The organism is Rhodococcus yananensis, assembly GCF_020515525.1.
Classification (GTDB): domain Bacteria; phylum Actinomycetota; class Actinomycetes; order Mycobacteriales; family Mycobacteriaceae; genus Rhodococcus; species Rhodococcus yananensis.
The window spans coordinates 1-15,792 of sequence record NZ_JAIYEP010000023.1 but is presented as its reverse complement, the minus strand read 5'-3'; the positions used below and the strand labels follow the sequence as shown (position 1 = coordinate 15,792).

At 69.3% G+C, this 15,792-nt stretch carries 15 protein-coding genes; 12 read left to right on the top strand and 3 right to left on the bottom strand.

Going from position 1 to position 15,792, the window contains the following annotated elements:
- Positions 1-97: 97 nt before the first annotated feature.
- Together LDQ05_RS07915 and LDQ05_RS07910 are read right to left on the bottom strand one after the other, a co-directional pair.
- Positions 98-301 (bottom strand): type II toxin-antitoxin system antitoxin, encoded by a 204-nt coding sequence (locus LDQ05_RS07915; RefSeq protein WP_226436353.1) that lies wholly within the window; start codon positions 299-301, stop codon positions 98-100.
- Between the two features lie 12 nt (positions 302-313).
- Complete coding sequence (locus tag LDQ05_RS07910) at positions 314-1,201, bottom strand: SPFH domain-containing protein (protein WP_226436352.1); 888 nt, start codon at positions 1,199-1,201, stop codon at positions 314-316.
- Between the two features lie 153 nt (positions 1,202-1,354).
- On the opposite strand from LDQ05_RS07910, the gene LDQ05_RS07905 reads away from it, so the two are divergent.
- The 10 genes from LDQ05_RS07905 (at position 1,355) to LDQ05_RS07860 (ending at position 11,836) form a co-directional block, all read left to right on the top strand.
- On the top strand, positions 1,355-2,476 hold the full coding sequence (locus tag LDQ05_RS07905; RefSeq protein ID WP_226436351.1) for an NAD(P)-binding domain-containing protein: 1,122 nt from the start codon (positions 1,355-1,357) through the stop codon (positions 2,474-2,476).
- Complete coding sequence (locus LDQ05_RS07900; protein WP_226436350.1) at positions 2,473-3,576, top strand: S1C family serine protease; 1,104 nt, start codon at positions 2,473-2,475, stop codon at positions 3,574-3,576. The genes LDQ05_RS07905 and LDQ05_RS07900 overlap by 4 nt, the downstream gene beginning before the upstream one ends.
- 95 nt (positions 3,577-3,671) lie before the next feature.
- Positions 3,672-5,012 (top strand): MFS transporter, encoded by a 1,341-nt coding sequence (locus tag LDQ05_RS07895; protein ID WP_226436349.1) that lies wholly within the window; start codon positions 3,672-3,674, stop codon positions 5,010-5,012.
- A 7-nt stretch (positions 5,013-5,019) separates the two neighbouring features.
- Positions 5,020-6,657, top strand: coding sequence for an ABC-F family ATP-binding cassette domain-containing protein (locus tag LDQ05_RS07890; protein ID WP_226436348.1), 1,638 nt, complete (start codon positions 5,020-5,022; stop codon positions 6,655-6,657).
- A 2-nt stretch (positions 6,658-6,659) separates the two neighbouring features.
- Positions 6,660-7,034, top strand: a complete 375-nt coding sequence (locus LDQ05_RS07885; RefSeq protein ID WP_226436347.1) for an RNA-binding S4 domain-containing protein — start codon at positions 6,660-6,662, stop codon at positions 7,032-7,034.
- Between the two features lie 192 nt (positions 7,035-7,226).
- A complete protein-coding gene (locus tag LDQ05_RS07880) occupies positions 7,227-7,499 on the top strand; it encodes a helix-turn-helix transcriptional regulator (RefSeq protein WP_226436346.1) in 273 nt (90 codons plus the stop codon).
- Position 7,500: 1 nt separating this feature from the next.
- On the top strand, positions 7,501-8,031 hold the full coding sequence (locus tag LDQ05_RS07875; RefSeq protein ID WP_226436345.1) for a hypothetical protein: 531 nt from the start codon (positions 7,501-7,503) through the stop codon (positions 8,029-8,031).
- A gap of 1 nt (position 8,032) precedes the next feature.
- Entirely contained in the window at positions 8,033-8,923 is an 891-nt protein-coding gene (locus LDQ05_RS07870) for an ABC transporter ATP-binding protein (RefSeq protein ID WP_226436344.1), read from the top strand.
- A complete protein-coding gene (locus tag LDQ05_RS07865; protein ID WP_226436343.1) occupies positions 8,920-10,113 on the top strand; it encodes an ABC transporter permease in 1,194 nt (397 codons plus the stop codon). The genes LDQ05_RS07870 and LDQ05_RS07865 overlap by 4 nt, the downstream gene beginning before the upstream one ends.
- 217 nt (positions 10,114-10,330) lie before the next feature.
- On the top strand, positions 10,331-11,836 hold the full coding sequence (locus LDQ05_RS07860) for a carboxyl transferase domain-containing protein (protein ID WP_226436342.1): 1,506 nt from the start codon (positions 10,331-10,333) through the stop codon (positions 11,834-11,836).
- A 9-nt stretch (positions 11,837-11,845) separates the two neighbouring features.
- Here the strand turns inward: LDQ05_RS07860 and LDQ05_RS07855 are convergent, their stop codons facing one another.
- The gene (locus LDQ05_RS07855; protein ID WP_226436341.1) at positions 11,846-12,514 is read right to left on the bottom strand and encodes a GOLPH3/VPS74 family protein; all 669 of its coding nucleotides are present in this window, start codon (positions 12,512-12,514) and stop codon (positions 11,846-11,848) included.
- Here LDQ05_RS07855 and LDQ05_RS07850 point away from each other — a divergent pair.
- Positions 12,513-14,549 carry a propionyl-CoA synthetase gene (locus LDQ05_RS07850; RefSeq protein ID WP_264184608.1) on the top strand — a complete coding sequence of 679 codons (2,037 nt, stop codon included), beginning with the start codon at positions 12,513-12,515 and terminating at the stop codon, positions 14,547-14,549. The two genes, LDQ05_RS07855 and LDQ05_RS07850, sit on opposite strands and share 2 nt — an antisense overlap.
- 166 nt (positions 14,550-14,715) lie before the next feature.
- Complete coding sequence (locus tag LDQ05_RS07845) at positions 14,716-15,486, top strand: pyrimidine reductase family protein (RefSeq protein ID WP_226436339.1); 771 nt, start codon at positions 14,716-14,718, stop codon at positions 15,484-15,486.
- Positions 15,487-15,792 lie beyond the last annotated feature (306 nt).

Genomic DNA, 15,792 nt, shown 5'->3' with positions numbered 1-15,792 from the left:
ACGCTAACGGCTGACCCCGCAGTCCACGAGCGGATTTCGCGACGACCGCGCCGCGGCCGGTGGTGCGGCGGCACGCTCGGCGGGCACCGGCGGTTCGCTAGTCGGGGTCGCCCGATCTCGGTCTGCCGGGCCGCCGGATCCGCCCGGCGTCGCGGGGCATGCGTCCCGCCTCGGTCAGCGCGTGGCGCAGCACGAACTCGATCTGGGCGTTGGTGCTGCGCAACTCGTCGGCCGCCCACCGCGCGAGCGCGTCGTGGACGGCCGGGTCGAGCCGCAGCAGAACCTTCTTGCGTTCGGCCATGACGGGTTCCCGTTACTGGTAGAGCGTGCCCGTGTTGACCACCGGCTGGGCACCCTGGTCTCCGCACAGCACCACGAGCAGGTTGGAGACCATCGCTGCCTTGCGTTCCTCGTCGAGTTCGACGGTGTGCTCGGCTTCGAGACGTTCGAGCGCGTTGCCCACCATCGAGACGGCCCCGTGCACGATCTGTTCGCGGGCCGCGATCACCGCACCGGCCTGCTGCCGGCGGAGCATCGCCTGCGCGATCTCCGGTGCGTACGCGAGTTGGTTGATGCGGGTCTCGATGACGCGAACACCCGCGGATTGCACCCGATCACGCACTTCCTCCGACAGTTTCGTGGTGATCTCGTCGGCGTTCTGACGCAGCGACATCACCGCCCGGTCACCGTCGTACGGATAGCTGCCGGCGATGTGGCGGACGGCCGCCTCCGTCTGGACCTCGACGAACTCCTCGAAGTCGTCGACGTCGAACACGGCGCGGGCGGTGTCCTCCACCTGCCACACGATGATCGCGGAGATCTCGATGGGGTTGCCGTCGGCGTCGTTGACCTTGGCGCGACCCGTCTCGTGGTTGCGGATGCGGGTGGAGACCTTGAGCCGGGAGTTGAGCGGATTCATCCACCGCAGGCCGGGTTCGCGGAGCGTACCCGCGTAGGAACCGCCGAGCAGCTGGAGCACCCGCGCCTCGTTCGGCTCGACGAGGACGAGCCCGACCAGCGCGATGCCGGCGACCACGGAGAGCACTGCACCCACGACGATCAGCGGAACGATCACCTCGATCGCGCCCCACACGATGAGACCGATCGCGGCGAGCTCGGCGACGAGCGCGGCGACGGCGACCGCCCACCCACCGGTCGAGTGACCCGGACGTTCGACGGTGAACGATTCGGGGTGTTCCATGACGCTCCTCCTTGTCATCATTACGATATTAAAGTGATATCACATTTACGGCTGCGCGGTGCGCTCGGCCACCCGCACGCTCCCGTTCCCCCGCGTCGACCCCTCCCGTCACGGCATGATGGAACCCGAGGACACCCCGAACGCGGAGACCCCATGACCGTCGAACCGCCCGCCCCGACCGTCGACGACATCGTCGCCGACGTCGACGTCGTGGTGATCGGAGCCGGCCAGGCCGGACTGTCGTCCGCCTACCACCTCCGTCGCCTCGGCCTCGCACCCGGAGCCGGATTCGTCGTCCTCGACAGTTCGTTCGGCCCCGGGGGCGCATGGCAACACCGCTGGCCGTCGCTGACCCTGAGCACCGTCAACGCCGTTCACGATCTCCCCGGATCCGCGTTCTCCGACGTCGTCGACACCGGCGCCGGATCCGTCCCCGCGTCCACCGCCGTCCCCGCGTACTACGCCGACTACGAATCCCGCTTCGGCCTGTCCGTGCGCCGACCCGTCCGCGTCACCGTCGTCTGCGATCGCGGCGACCACCTCCGGGTCGAGACCGACTCCGGCACCTACCGCGCCCGCGGGATCATCAACGCCACCGGGACGTGGGAACGCCCGTTCGTGCCCTGGTATCCCGGCGTCGCGCGCTTCCTCGGCCGTCAACTGCACACCCGGAACTACCGGACCGCCGACGAATTCGTCGGGCAACACGTCCTCGTCGTCGGCGGCGGCATCTCCGCCGTGCAGCTGCTCGACGAGATCTCCCGCATCACCGCCACCACCTGGGTCACCCGGCGCGAACCCACCTGGAGCGACGAAGAATTCAGCCCCGAGATCGGACGCGCCGCCGTCGCGGCCGTCGAGGACCGCGTTCGTCGCGGGCTTCCGCCGGGATCCGTCGTGTCCGTCACCGGACTCCCCGTCACCCCCGCGGTCCGCGCCGCCCGCGAACGTGGTGCACTCGACCGACTCCCGATGTTCGACGAGATCACCGAGACCGGCGTCCGGTGGGCCGACGGCACGGCACTCGACGTCGACGTCATCCTGTGGTGCACCGGATTCCGCAGCTCACTCGATCACCTCGCGCCGCTCGGGCTGCGCAACCCGGGCGGAGGCATCACCATGACCGGACGCCTCGCCACCCGGGTCGCCGCCGACCCCCGCATCCATCTCGTCGGCTACGGACCGTCCGCCTCCACGATCGGCGCGAACCGTGCCGGCCGCGCCGCCGCCCGTGAACTCCTCGATCATCTGACCTCCGGGGTCGCGTCGCCGTGACCGGGCGCGGCGCAGCCGTCCTGCTGGTCGCCGTCGCGACGACGGCCAGCCTGATCGTCAGCGCCCCCGCCACGAACGACGATCCCGCTCTCCCGCCACCGGCACCCGCCGCGGCCCCCGCCGCTCCCCCGCCGCCCCCACCGACGGCCGACGAGGTCGCCGCCCGCATCGAATCGGTGATCGTCCTGATCGACGCCGGTCACGGCTGGACAGGGGTCGCCGGCACCGGAGTGGTGCTCACCGCGGACGGTTCGGTGCTCACCAACCATCACGTGGTCAGCGGCGCCCTCGACATCCGCGCCGTCAGCCCCGCCACCGGACTGATCTACGACGTCGACGTGCTCGGTTACGACCGCGACCGCGACATCGCCGTCCTCGGCCTCGGCGCCGCCCACGACCTGCCCGTCGCCACGCTCGCCGACGCACCACCCGCGATCGGCGCCCCGGTCACCGCGTTCGGGAACGCCGACGGCGGTGGCGTCGTCGTCGCTGCCCCCGGAACCGTTGTGGCACACGGACGCGACGTCGTCGTCCGCGATTCCGGTGACGGTTCCCGACATCGGCTCACCGGGATGCTGCAGACCGACGCCGCGATCCGCCCCGGCGATTCCGGCGGGCCGCTGGTGGACGCGTACGGTGCGGTCGTCGGGATCAACACCGCCGGTGCCGTCGGCCCGGACGATGCGGAGGGGCCGGGCGCGGCGCAATCCGCCTCCGAGACCACCCCCGAGGCGTATGCGGTGCCGATCGCCGACGCGCTCGCCGTCGTCGACCAGGTGCGCAGCGGCGTGAGCACCGACAGCGTCCACGTCGGCCCCACCCCGCTGCTCGGCATCAACGTGACCACCGCGCGCGGCGGCGGAACGAGTCGCGGCGCCGAGATCCTGTGGGTGTCGTACGGAACCCCCGCGTACCGCGCCGGGCTCGAATCCGGCGACGTCGTCGTCGCGTTCGACGGATCGCCCGTCACCTCCACCGCCGACCTCGAGGATCACCTGTCGCGCCGCGCTCCCGGCGACCGCGTCCGCATCGACTGGCGGGACGAGTCCGGGTCACTGCACACCGCCGACCTCGTCCTCGACTCGGGCCCGGTGCGCTGACGTCGATCCGAGCGCCCACCGGAAAATGCGTTGATGGGAACGCACTCGCCGACGGAGAATCGGTCCACATCAGCCGACCGAAGGGGACGACCGCCGTGCACGAGACCACCACGCGATGGGCGCGCGGACCCGCGCGCCCCTTCCGGTGGCTGCAGTACCGTGTGCTGGTGCTGGCGTTGTCGCTGGGCATGCTCGCGGCAGGAATGTGGTTGGTCGCGCTCGTCTGGCAGGTCATCGAGATCGGCGGCGGCCCCGCACAGCTGTCCCTCGTCGCGACGGGCCCGGCCGTCGGCATGGTCCTCACCGGTCTCGCCGGCGGCGTCCTCGCCGATCGGGTGCCGCAACGTCGGATCCTGCTGGCCGCGTTCACCGTCCGGGCAGCGATCATCACCGTCGTCGCGGTTCTCGCGCTCACCGGCCGAGTGACGTTCTGGCATCTCGCGGTCGCCGGATTCGTCGTCGGACTCAGCGAGGGATTCCACTACCCCGCCTACTCGGCACTGCTTCCGTCGATCGTTCCACCGCAGGATCTACTGGCCGCCAACGGAATCGAAGGCGTTCTCCGACCGGTGTGCATGCAGGCCGCGGGCCCCGCGCTGGCCGGCGCGGCGGTGGCGTCGATCTCGCCCGGTGCGGCCCTGGTCGCCGTCGCCGTGTTCGAGGTCGCGGGAGCGCTGTGCCTGCTGCTGATGCAGCCGACGCCGGTGCGGCGCGACCTGACCGACACGGGCGGACATCCGCTCCGCGCGGCCACCACCGATCTCCTCGACGGCTTCCGGTACATGATCCGCACACCGTGGCTGCTCGGCACGCTCCTGTTCGGCTCGATCATCGTGCTGGTGTTGATGGGGCCGATCGAGGTTCTGATCCCGTTCGTCATCAAGGACATCCCCGGTGGCGGCCCCGGTGCCCACGCACTCGTGCTGGCCGCGTTCGGGGCGGGCGGCGCGGTGGGTGCTCTGGCGATGGCATCGACGCGACTCCCCCGGCGCTACCTGACGGTGATGATGCTGATGTGGGGTATCGGATCGGTCCCGCTCGTCGTCGTCGGATTCGCGGAGTCGATCGTGATGATCGCCGCGGCCGTGTTCGTCGTCGGCGTGCTGTTCGAGGCACCGACCGTGATCTGGGGCACCCTGCTGCAACGCCGGGTACCGCCGCACCTGCTGGGCCGGGTGTCGAGCCTCGACTTCTTCGTCTCGCTCGTGTTCATGCCGGTGTCGATGGCCCTCGCCGGACCTCTCGCCGCGACCGTCGGTCTCACCCCGGTGTTCGTCCTCGTCGGGTGCGTCCCGATCGTGGTGGCACTGGTCGTGATCGTCGCGGCGCGGATGACGCGCGACGAGATGGAACACCCCCTCGACGTTCCGCTCGAACGCATCGACGACGACGGAGCCGACACGGGAGAACCGGCGGAATCCTCCGCTCGGGGATAATCGAGGGGTGAGCGCAACACTTCGTATCAGCGGCCTGTCCGCGTCCCGGGCCGAACGCACCCTGTTCGACGGCCTCGATCTGACCGTCGCCCCCGGCGACGTCATCGGTCTGGTCGGTGCGAACGGCGCGGGCAAGTCGACGCTGCTCACCACCCTCGCCGGTGTCGGCGACGCAGACGTCACCGGCACCGTCACGCTCAGCCCGCCCGACGCCACGATCGGATATCTCGCGCAGGAACCCGACCGGATCGCCGGCGAGACCATCCTCGGATTCCTCGGTCGACGCACCGGCGTCGCCGACGCGGAGACCATCATGAATACCGCCGCCGGGCAGTTGGGCAGCTCCGACGTCGACGACTACACCCCCGCCCTCGAACGGTGGCTCGCGCTGGGCGGCGCCGACCTCGCCGACCGCGCCGAGAAGGTCGTCGCCGATCTCGGACTCGACGTGGGACTCGACGCACCGATGACCGACCTGTCCGGTGGGCAGGCCGCACGCGCCGGTCTCGCGGCGCTGCTGCTGTCGCGCTACGACGTGCTCCTGCTCGACGAACCCACCAACGACCTCGATCTCGCCGGACTCGAACGTCTCGAACGGTTCGTCGCCGACACCCGCACCGCGCTCGTCGTCGTCAGTCACGACCGGGAGTTCCTCGCCCGCACGGTCACCGGCATCGTCGAACTCGATCCGGTGCAGCAACAGATCTCCGTGTACGACGGCGGCTACGAGGCGTACCTCGTCGAACGCGCCGTCGCGCGGCGGCACGCCCGCGAACAGTACGAGGAATACGCCGACACCAAGGCACAACTCGAGGATCGAGCGCGGATGCAACGCAACTGGCTCGAACACGGAGTCCGCAACGCCCGCCGCAAGAGCAAGGACAACGACAAGGCCGGCCGCAAGGTCCGGGCCGAGGCCACCGAGAAGCAGGCCGCGAAGGCCCGGCAGACGCAGCGCCGCATCGAACGGCTCGAGGTGGTCGCCGAACCCCGCAAGGAATGGGAACTGCGCATGTCGATCGCGTCGGCGCCGCGCAGCGGCACCGTCGTCGCAACCCTCGACGACGCGACGGTGCGCCGCGGGTCGTTCACGTTCGGGCCGGTGACGACACAGGTGGAGTGGGGTGATCGCATCGTCGTCACCGGACCCAACGGCGCGGGCAAGACGACACTCCTGCGTCTGCTGCTCGGCACCCTCGCTCCCGACTCGGGGCGCGCCTCGCTCGGGTCGGGGGTGCTGGTCGGGGAGATCGACCAGGCCCGGGGCGCGTTCGACGGCGACGAACCGCTCGTCGAGGCGTTCGGCCGTAACGTCCCCGAGTGGCCCGACGCCGACGTCCGCACGCTTCTTGCGAAGTTCGCACTCAAGGGCCACCACGTGTTGCGGCCCGCGTCGTCGTTGTCGCCGGGGGAACGCACCCGGGCGGGGCTCGCGTTGCTGCAGGCCCGCGGCGTGAACCTGCTGGTGCTCGACGAACCCACCAACCATCTGGATCTTCCGGCGATCGAGCAACTGGAGGAGGCCGTGGACACCTTCGACGGCACGCTGCTGCTGGTCACGCACGACCGGCGGATGCTCGACACCACCAGGTGCACCCGCCGGTGGATGCTCGACGACGGACGACTGAGCGAGGAGTTGCTGTAGCCATGAGCGGAAGTGTGCGGGTGGACAGCTGGACGTGGTCGGTGCGGTTGTTCAAGACCCGGTCGGCGGCGGCTTCGGCATGCCGCGCCGGGCACGTGCGGGTCGACGGCGTCACCGCGAAACCGTCCACCCCCGTGACGATCGGCGCCGAGGTGCGGGTGCGCGCCCACGGTCTCGAGAAGATCGTCGAGGTCACGCAACTTGTCAACAAGCGGGTCGGTGCACCGATCGCCGCGACCGCGTACATCGACCACAGTCCACCCCCACCGCCGAAGGAGATCCTCGCGTCCATGCCCCGCCGCGACCGCGGTGCGGGTCGACCGACGAAGAAGGACCGTCGCGAACTCGACCGCATCCGCACCTTCAACGAGGACTGACCCCACCCCGCGACCTCAGCTGCGTCTGCGTCTGCGGCTGCGGCTGCGGCTGCGGCTGCGGCTGCGGCCCGCCGTCCCCGCCGTCCGAGCGAATGTATCGCTCGCTCGATTGAATCGATCCGGTGTACCACTCGCTCACCACGAGGTTGTCGTCAGTTGACAAAACGTTGGGTTTTTACAACACTTCATCGCATGAGTCCGGTGAGACGTGGGGCGACCCTCCCCATCCACAACCGCATCCGCGTGCTGCGGGTGGAACGCGGCATGAGCCGCGCGCAACTCGCCGAACTCATCGAAGTGAATCCCCAGACCGTCGGGGCGCTCGAACGCGGCGACCACTACCCCAGCCTCGATCTCGCATTCCGCATCTGCGACGTGTTCTCGCTTCCCGTCGAAGCCGTCTTTTCTCGCACCGAGTTCGGTCCGTTGTCGACGGAGCTCTACAAGCCCCGCAAGGAGGCCTGACATGCCCACCGGGACTTTGCTCGAACGCTACGAGGACCATCGCGCCCGCAGATTCCTGCGGAACGAGGAGCTCACCGCCGGATGGCTACCGGGCTGGCGCAATCGGAAACGACGCCGGATCCTCGCCTGCGCCGTCGTCGCGCTGCTCATCGGAACGTTCAGCGTCTCCGTGGCGTCGTACTTCACGATGACCGTCGCGATCGCCTGGATCCCCCTCACCCTCCTGTTCCTTCCGGTGTGGACAGGCCTGCAGATCGTGTCCGGTCGGCAATCGGATGCGCCGCGACTGGCACTCGACGAACGTGAGATCGCCGAACGCAACAGCGCCCGCTCCATCGGCCTGTCGGTGGCTCAATCGCTCCTTCTCCTACCGATATTCGCTCTCATCTTCGGCTCCGTCCTCGACTCGGTCGATCATCGGCAACTCGCCTACTCGGCGGGCGGATTCGCACTCGCCTCGATACTGTTCAGCGGGTGCCTGCCCGCCGTCCTACTCGCCTGGAACCAGCCCGACGACGACCCGGAGGACTGACATGACCCTGACCATCGACAACATCTCCAAGAGATACGGGAGCACCGTCGCACTCGACGGAGTGAGCTTCGAGGTCCGCCCCGGTGAACTCTTCGGTTTCGTCGGAAGCAACGGCGCCGGCAAGACCACCACGATGCGCATCACCCTCGGCGTTCTCGCCGCCGATTCGGGGGAGGTCCGTCTCGACGACCGCCTCGTCGACCTGGACGTGCGCCGAACCATCGGATACATGCCCGAGGAGAGAGGCCTGTACCCGAAGATGAAGGTCGGAGAGCAGCTTTCGTATCTCGCTCAACTGCATGGACTTTCGAGATCAGAAGCGTCGGATGCGGTACGCCGCTGGACGGAACGCCTCGGCATCGCCGAACGCATCGGCGACACCGTCGATTCACTCTCGCTCGGCAACCAGCAACGAGTCCAGCTCGCCGCCGCACTCGTCCACGACCCGAAGGTGCTCGTCCTCGACGAACCGTTCTCGGGCCTGGACCCCGTCGCAGTGGACGTCATGAGCGAGGTATTGATCGACAAGGCGAACAGCGGTGTGCCGGTGATCTTCTCGAGCCACCAACTCGACCTCGTCGAGCGCCTGTGCCACCGGGTCGGCATCATCGTGAAGGGCAGGATGAGAGCGGTCGGCACCGTCGACGAACTGCGGTCCGGCGGCGACGCCCGCCTCGTCGTTCACGCCCCGAACGCCCCGCACGGATGGGCGAACGGACTTCCCGGCGTCACGACCGTCGACCGGACCGACGGCCGCACCGTCCTGTCCGTCACCGCCGGTGTGGACGATCAGAAGATCCTCGAGACCGCGCTCGAAACCGGTCCCGTCCACGAATTCTCACTGCATCAGCCGTCCCTGACCGATCTGTTCCGAGAGGTGGTCGCCGCGTGAGCGCCCCGTTGACCGCGACCCGTGCGATCGGCCTCGTGGCCCGCCGGGAGTTCCTGACACAGGTCCGGAAGAAGAGCTTCCTCATCAGCAACAGCCTGATCCTGGTTGCGATCGTCGTCGGCATCGTGGCGATGGCGTTCCTCGGCGGCGGGGACGACGACCGCCCCCGGGTCGGCGTCGTCGGAACGTCGGGCCTCAGCGCGACACTCGGCACCATCGGCGAGGCGACCGGCATGCCGCTCGACCTCTCCGAGCTGCCCGACGCCGACGCCGGTCGCGCGCAGGTCACCGACGGCGAGATCGATGTCGCGCTGGTTCCCGGCGACGACGGAAGCGTCACCGCGCTCACCGAATCCGACATCGACAGTGATCTGTCGGCGCTCCTCGACGCCGCGGTCGCCCAGCAGGCGCAGGCGACGGCACTGACCGAGCGCGGCGTGGATCCGGCCGACATCGCCGCGGCGACGGCCCGGGCCACCGTGACGGTGGAGGCCATCGATCCTCCGGACCCCGAACAGGGACAACGCATCATCTTGTCGATCGTCGCCGTGGTCGTGCTGTACATGCAGATCCTGATGTTCGGCATGTACGTCGCGATGGGTGTCGTCGAGGAGAAATCGTCGCGGGTCGTCGAGTTGCTGCTGTCGACGTTGCGGCCGCTGCAGTTGCTGTGGGGCAAGATCCTCGGCATCGGCGCGGTCGGTCTTCTGCAGCTCACCGCGTACGGCGCGGTGAGTGTCGGTGCGGCGCTCGCCACCGATACCCTCACCATCACCGGAACAGCGCTCGGAGTGTTCGCGAGCACGCTCGGTTGGTTCGTCCTCGGCTTCGCGTTCTTCGCGGTCCTCTACGCCGCGGCCGGGTCGATGGTGTCACGACAGGAGGACGTCAACTCGACGTCCGGACCGTTGATGTTCGTCATCCTCGCGATGTTCTTCGCGGCGTTCGCGTCGATCGACGATCCGGAAGCCACGTGGAGTACCGTCCTGAGCTGGATTCCCCCGTTCTCCGCGGTTCTCATGCCGCTGCGCATCGCCGCCGGTGTCGCGACGCCACTCCAGATCGTGGGTACCGTCGTGCTGATGATCGTCACGACCGCACTGCTCGGCGTGGTGGCCGCGAAGATCTACCAGCGTTCGGTCCTGAGGATCGGCCGCACGGTGACGTGGAAGGAAGCGCTGGGACGCTGACCGTCCCGTCGAACGGGGCCGTGCGCAAGTTTCCATCGGAAATCGCGCTCGGCCACACCCCGACGGTGAAACCGTTCCTGCGGCCCCAACTGTTTCCCGCGTCTGCAACTGCCGTCGCGGGAAACAGTTCGGTCCGCGGGAGCTGCGCACGATCGTGTGCCACCGCCACCTCCCGTCTCGTACAGTCTGTCCCGGACGTATCGACGAGGGAGGCGGCGTGGCCGGCAACAGGATCTCGGCGCAGGAATTCATCGACCGGGTACTCGACCCGGGCAGTTTCACGTCGTGGGACACCGCGCCGGTTCGGGTGGATGCGGACGACGAATACCGCGACGCCCTCGCCCGAGCAGCCGAGCGGTCCGGGGTCGACGAGTCGGTGATCACGGGCGTGGGTACCGTGCACGGCCGTCGCGTCGCGCTGATCGCCTGCGAGTTCGCTTTTCTTGCAGGGTCGATCGGGGTCGCGGCGGCCGAACGCATCGTCACCGCGGTCGAACGCGCCACCGCGGAAGGGCTTCCGCTGCTCGCCTCCCCCACGTCGGGTGGTACCCGTATGCAGGAGGGAACCGTTGCGTTCGTGCAGATGGTGAAGATCGCTGCGGCGGTCGCGGCCCACAAGGCCGCTCACCTCGGCTACCTGGTGTACTTGCGCGATCCGACGACAGGCGGGGTGTTCGCGTCGTGGGGGTCTCTCGGTCACGTCACCGCAGCGCAGCCGGGTGCCCTCGTCGGGTTCCTCGGCCCCCGCGTCTACCGGGCGCTGTACCACGAGGACTTCCCCGAGGGCGTGCAGACCGCGGAGAACCTGTACCGACGCGGTGTGATCGACGGTGTCATCCCGCTGGACGGGCTGCGACAGGTGGTGCACCGACTGCTGCGGGTCCTGGTGGAGGAGAACCGTCCTGACACCGCCGCCGAACCCGCCGTCGCGAATGTCGACGCCGTCCCGGACGTTCCGGCGTGGCAGTCGGTGATGCTCAGCCGCCGCGCCGACCGCCCCGGCATCCGTCAACTCCTGCGACACGCCGCGTCCGCGCAGGTACCGCTCTCGGGCACCGGAGAGGGCGAATCGGATGCGACGGTGCTGCTCTCGCTGGCCCGGTTCCGCGGGGTGTCCTGCGTCCTGTTCGGTCAGGACCGCAGCGGCCAGACCGCGGCGGCGCCGATGGGTCCGGGTGCGCTGCGGGAAGCACGGCGCGCGATGCGCCTGGCGGAGGAGTTGCGTCTGCCTCTGGTGCTCGTCATCGACACGTCGGGTGCCGCCCTGTCGCGGGACGCCGAGGAACGTGGTCTGGCGCCCGAGATCGCGCGGTGCCTCGCGGATCTGGTCACCCTGCGGACACCCACGGTGTCGGTGCTGCTCGGGCAGGGCACCGGCGGCGGCGCCCTGGCCTTGCTGCCCGCCGACCGCGTGCTGTGTGCGCAGCACGGCTGGCTGGCCCCGCTGCCGCCGGAGGGGGCGAGCGCGATCGTGCACCGCGACACCGTCCACGCACCCCGGATGGCCACCGACCAGGGCATCCGGTCGCGAGATCTGTTGCGTGACGGTGTCGTCGACGGAGTCGTGCCCGAACACCCGGATGCCGCCGACGAGCCGGTCGCATTCCTCAAGCGCGTCGGCGCGGCCGTCGCCTGCGAACTCGGTTCCCTGGCAACAGAATCCGATGACGCCCGGCGCGCCCGCCGCCTCGAACGCTACCGGCGACTCGGCACACCCCGGTAACCGAGGACGTCAGTTGCTCGCGACCACGGCCGGCACCGCGACCGCCACCAGAATGGCGGCGTTCACCGAGTCGACCGCCCTGCGCACGGCCGCACCCGCCCAGTTCCCGTCCGCGATCTCCACGGCACGCTGGGCGACCCGCTTCCGGTCGGCTTCCGGAAGCGTCTTCGGCACCATCTTCGCCGCCGACAGCAGGGAGATCAGCGCGGCGGTGCGCGGCGTCGGCGTCAGACCGTCGACGAGCACGGAATGCAACTCGGCGCGAACCTGCCGCTCATGACTGTCGTCGGTCGCGGGCCACCGCCGGGTGGGGAACAACCCCAGGATCCTGCCACGTTCCTCACGCACCCATCCGTTGTCGACGACCCGTTCGAGCACACGCTCGCGGATCTTCCCGCTCAGCTTCTCGATGGCTGCGTCCGGTTTCATCGGCTTCCGGGATCCCAGCTGCGCCACCGCGTCGGCGAGCAACGGATCGGCCGGAACCGCGTCGCGGACCACGACGCGCCCCCTGCGTCGGCGCTCACCCTCGCCGTCGAGGACCACGACACCGTCGAGAGTCAACTCGAGGAGTACGGCACCGGCGAGCGCACGCGGCAGCGTCACACCGTCGACGACGGCCTTGCCGGAGTCGTCGTCGAGCGCCAGCAACAGCAGATCCTCGGCGAGCAGAGTCATGCGCTCACCCTACGAGCGTCGCCTCCGCTCGTCGACCGTTCGACACCGTCGGGCGCACGGTTCCCGTCGGCACCCACTCGCGTCCCGGAGCGTCGAATACAGTGGTCGCGATCACATCGTTGTCGAGGAAGGACACGAACCGATGAGCTCGTACGAGAACGCGTTCCGGCAGAGCGTGGAAGATCCGGAGACGTTCTGGCTCGCCGCCGCCCGGGACGTGGAGTGGGTGACGGCACCCACTCGCGCCCTCGACGACTCGCAGGCGCCGTCCTACCGCTGGTTTCCCGACGCCACCCTCAACACCAGCGTCAACGCCCTCGATCGGCACGTCGCCGCAGGCCACGGCGACCGCGCCGCCCTGATCTGGGATTCGGCGATGGTCCCGGCCAAGCGCACGTACACCTACGCGCAGCTCCTCGACGAGGTCGCCACCTTCGCGGGTGCGCTGCGCGATCAGGGTGTCGTCGCCGGCGACCGCGTGGTGATCTACATGCCGATGATCCCGGAGGCCGCCGTCGCGATGCTCGCGTGCGCCCGCATCGGTGCCGTGCATTCGGTCGTGTTCGGCGGGTTCGCCGCGAAGGAACTCGCCACCCGCATCGACGACGCACAGCCCGTGCTGCTGGTGACGGCGTCGGGTGGGTTGGAACCCGGCCGCACCATCGAATACCTGCCGATGGTCGAGCAGGCGCTGCAACTGTCGAAGACCCCGCCGCACACCGTCGTCGTGAAGAACCGCGAGGAGGTCCCCGGTTCCGCCGCCGACCACAAGGCCTCGTCCGCGGCGTGGTTCGACTGGGACGAACTGACCGCCGCCTCGTCGCCCGCCGACCCTGTGCCGGTCGCGGCCACCGATCCGCTGTACATCCTGTACACCTCCGGCACCACCGGGAAACCGAAGGGTGTGGTCCGCGACAACGGTGGTCATGCGGTGGCGCTGCTGTGGTCGATGCGCAACATCTACGACATCTCCCCCGGTGACGTGTGGTGGACCGCCTCCGATGTGGGGTGGGTCGTCGGGCACTCGTACATCGTGTACGGGCCCCTGCTGCGGGGTGCGACGACGGTGATGTACGAGGGCAAGCCCGTCGGCACCCCCGACGCGGGTGCGTTCTGGCGAATCATCTCGGAGTACGGCGTGAAGGCCCTGTTCACGGCACCCACCGCGATCCGTGCCGTACGCAAGGCCGACCCCGACGCGGCAGAACTCGCCGAGTACGACATCTCGACGATGCAGACGCTGTTCGCCGCCGGTGAGCGCCTCGACCCCGACACCTACGAGTGGGCCACGCGGGTCCTCGGTCGCCCCGTCGTCGACCACTGGTGGCAGACCGAGACGGGCTGGGCGATCGTCGCGAACCTGCGCGGTCTCGACCCCATGCCGATCAAGGCCGGTTCCCCGACCGTGCCGGTGCCCGGTTACCGGGTGGAGATCGTCGACGGCGAGGGCACACCGGTCGACGCGAACACCGAGGGCAACATCGTGGTGCGGCTGCCGCTGCCACCGGGCACCCTCACCGGACTGTGGCGCGACGACGAGCGCTACCGCCGCTCGTACCTCGATACCTTCCCCGGCCACTACCTCACCGGCGACTCCGGATTCATCGACGACGACGGCTACGTCTTCGTCCTGGGTCGCTCCGACGACGTCATCAACGTTGCCGGACACCGGCTTTCGACCGGGAGCATGGAAGCGGTCGTGGCGGCGCACCCGGCGGTCGCCGAATGCGCCGTCGTCGGAATCCGCGACGACCTCAAGGGCCAGCGCCCGTCGGGGTACGTCGTACTCAAGGCGGGTGTCGACATCGAGCACGAGAAGTTGCGTGCCGAACTCGTCACGATGGTCCGCGACCAGATCGGCGCGGTCGCGACATTCCGCGACGTGACCGTCGTCGAGGCACTCCCGAAGACCCGCTCCGGCAAGATCCTGCGTAAGACGATGCGGCAGATCGCCGATCACGAGGAGTACTCGGTGCCGTCGACCATCGAGGATCCCGCGGTGCTCGAAGCCCTGCGGCAGCAGCTACAGGGCTGACCACCGAGATTCGGCGAGTCGCCGATTCCGTTGCGCGCGAATGTATCGTTCGATCGACTGGATCGAGCGAGTGGCACATTCGCGCGGCTCCGGACGGGGCACGGGCCCACCCCGCTCCCGACCGCGGTGCGTGACGTGGCGCCTCTCACGTGATCTGATCGACGACATGCGCCGACTCGACGACCCTGCGACCGCCACCCACGTTCTCGACGACGCGGGCCTGCGCACCCTGTACTCCTACCCCGACGACCTGACCCGACCGTGGATCCGCATCAACTTCGTGTCGTCGCTCGACGGGGCCGTGTCCGTCGAGGGGCGATCCGGCGCGCTCGGTTCTCCTTCCGACAGAAGGGTGTTCGGCCTGCTCCGTGAGCTCGCCGACGTCGTGCTCGTCGGTGCGGGCACCGCGCGCGCCGAAGGCTACGGCGGCGCCCGCACGAGTGAGGTGACACGGCAGCGGCGTGTCGCGGCGGGGTTGTCGCCGGTGCCGCCGATCGCGGTCGTCACCTCGTCCGGCAACCTGGATCCCGGGCTGCGCCTGTTCACCGACACCACGGTGCCGACGGTGGTGTTCACCAGCCGCCGCGCGCCCGAGAGCGCCCTGACCGCGTTGCGTGATGCCGGCGCCGACGTGCGGGTGATCGCCGACCGCGACATCGACGGTGCAACGCTCACAGCGGCCGTCGCGGACGCCGGCTGGACACGGGTGTTGTGCGAGGGTGGCCCGTCGTTGTTCGGCCGGTTGATCGTGGACGGTGTCGTCGACGAGCTGTGTCTGACGTGGGCGCCGGTGCTGGCGGCCGGGGACGCCGGCCGCATCGCCACCGCACCCACCGCGGTCGTCACCGGGATGCGACCTGCGCACATCGTCGCCGACGACGACGGCACGGTCCTCACCCGCTGGATCCGCGTGGCGGCGGCATCGGATGACCGATGATCGTGCACGGACGGTGCGGCGTCCGCGTGCCGAACCGGCCCCGGTCGGCTCGGCACACGCCCGCTCGGTTCGGCACGCGACGGAAAGTCGGATGCGGGCACCCACCGCTCGTGTCTACCGTTCGGGTATGCGCGTCGTCTTCACCAAAGGTCCCGGAACGAGCTACGAAGTGGCGGTGCACCGCGAGCAGGGTCCCGTAGTTGTTGACCGTCAGGGCGGTGACCTGCTATTTCATCCTTCCAGGATCAGGCCGACGGCCTGATACGGGTCTGCTGCCAGGCGTCGGCAGGCGCGGGCGATGTTCGA

Coding starts and splice junctions, on each gene's coding strand:
- LDQ05_RS07875 (WP_226436345.1), top strand. CDS start 7,501: ATGCCCACCGGGACTTTGCTCGAACGCTACGAGGACCATCGCGCCCGC.
- LDQ05_RS07870 (WP_226436344.1), top strand. CDS start 8,033: ATGACCCTGACCATCGACAACATCTCCAAGAGATACGGGAGCACCGTC.
- LDQ05_RS07910 (WP_226436352.1), bottom strand. CDS start 1,201: ATGGAACACCCCGAATCGTTCACCGTCGAACGTCCGGGTCACTCGACC.
- LDQ05_RS07905 (WP_226436351.1), top strand. CDS start 1,355: ATGACCGTCGAACCGCCCGCCCCGACCGTCGACGACATCGTCGCCGAC.
- LDQ05_RS07850 (WP_264184608.1), top strand. CDS start 12,513: ATGCGCTCACCCTACGAGCGTCGCCTCCGCTCGTCGACCGTTCGACAC.
- LDQ05_RS07885 (WP_226436347.1), top strand. CDS start 6,660: ATGAGCGGAAGTGTGCGGGTGGACAGCTGGACGTGGTCGGTGCGGTTG.
- LDQ05_RS07915 (WP_226436353.1), bottom strand. CDS start 301: ATGGCCGAACGCAAGAAGGTTCTGCTGCGGCTCGACCCGGCCGTCCAC.
- LDQ05_RS07845 (WP_226436339.1), top strand. CDS start 14,716: ATGCGCCGACTCGACGACCCTGCGACCGCCACCCACGTTCTCGACGAC.
- LDQ05_RS07855 (WP_226436341.1), bottom strand. CDS start 12,514: ATGACTCTGCTCGCCGAGGATCTGCTGTTGCTGGCGCTCGACGACGAC.
- LDQ05_RS07880 (WP_226436346.1), top strand. CDS start 7,227: ATGAGTCCGGTGAGACGTGGGGCGACCCTCCCCATCCACAACCGCATC.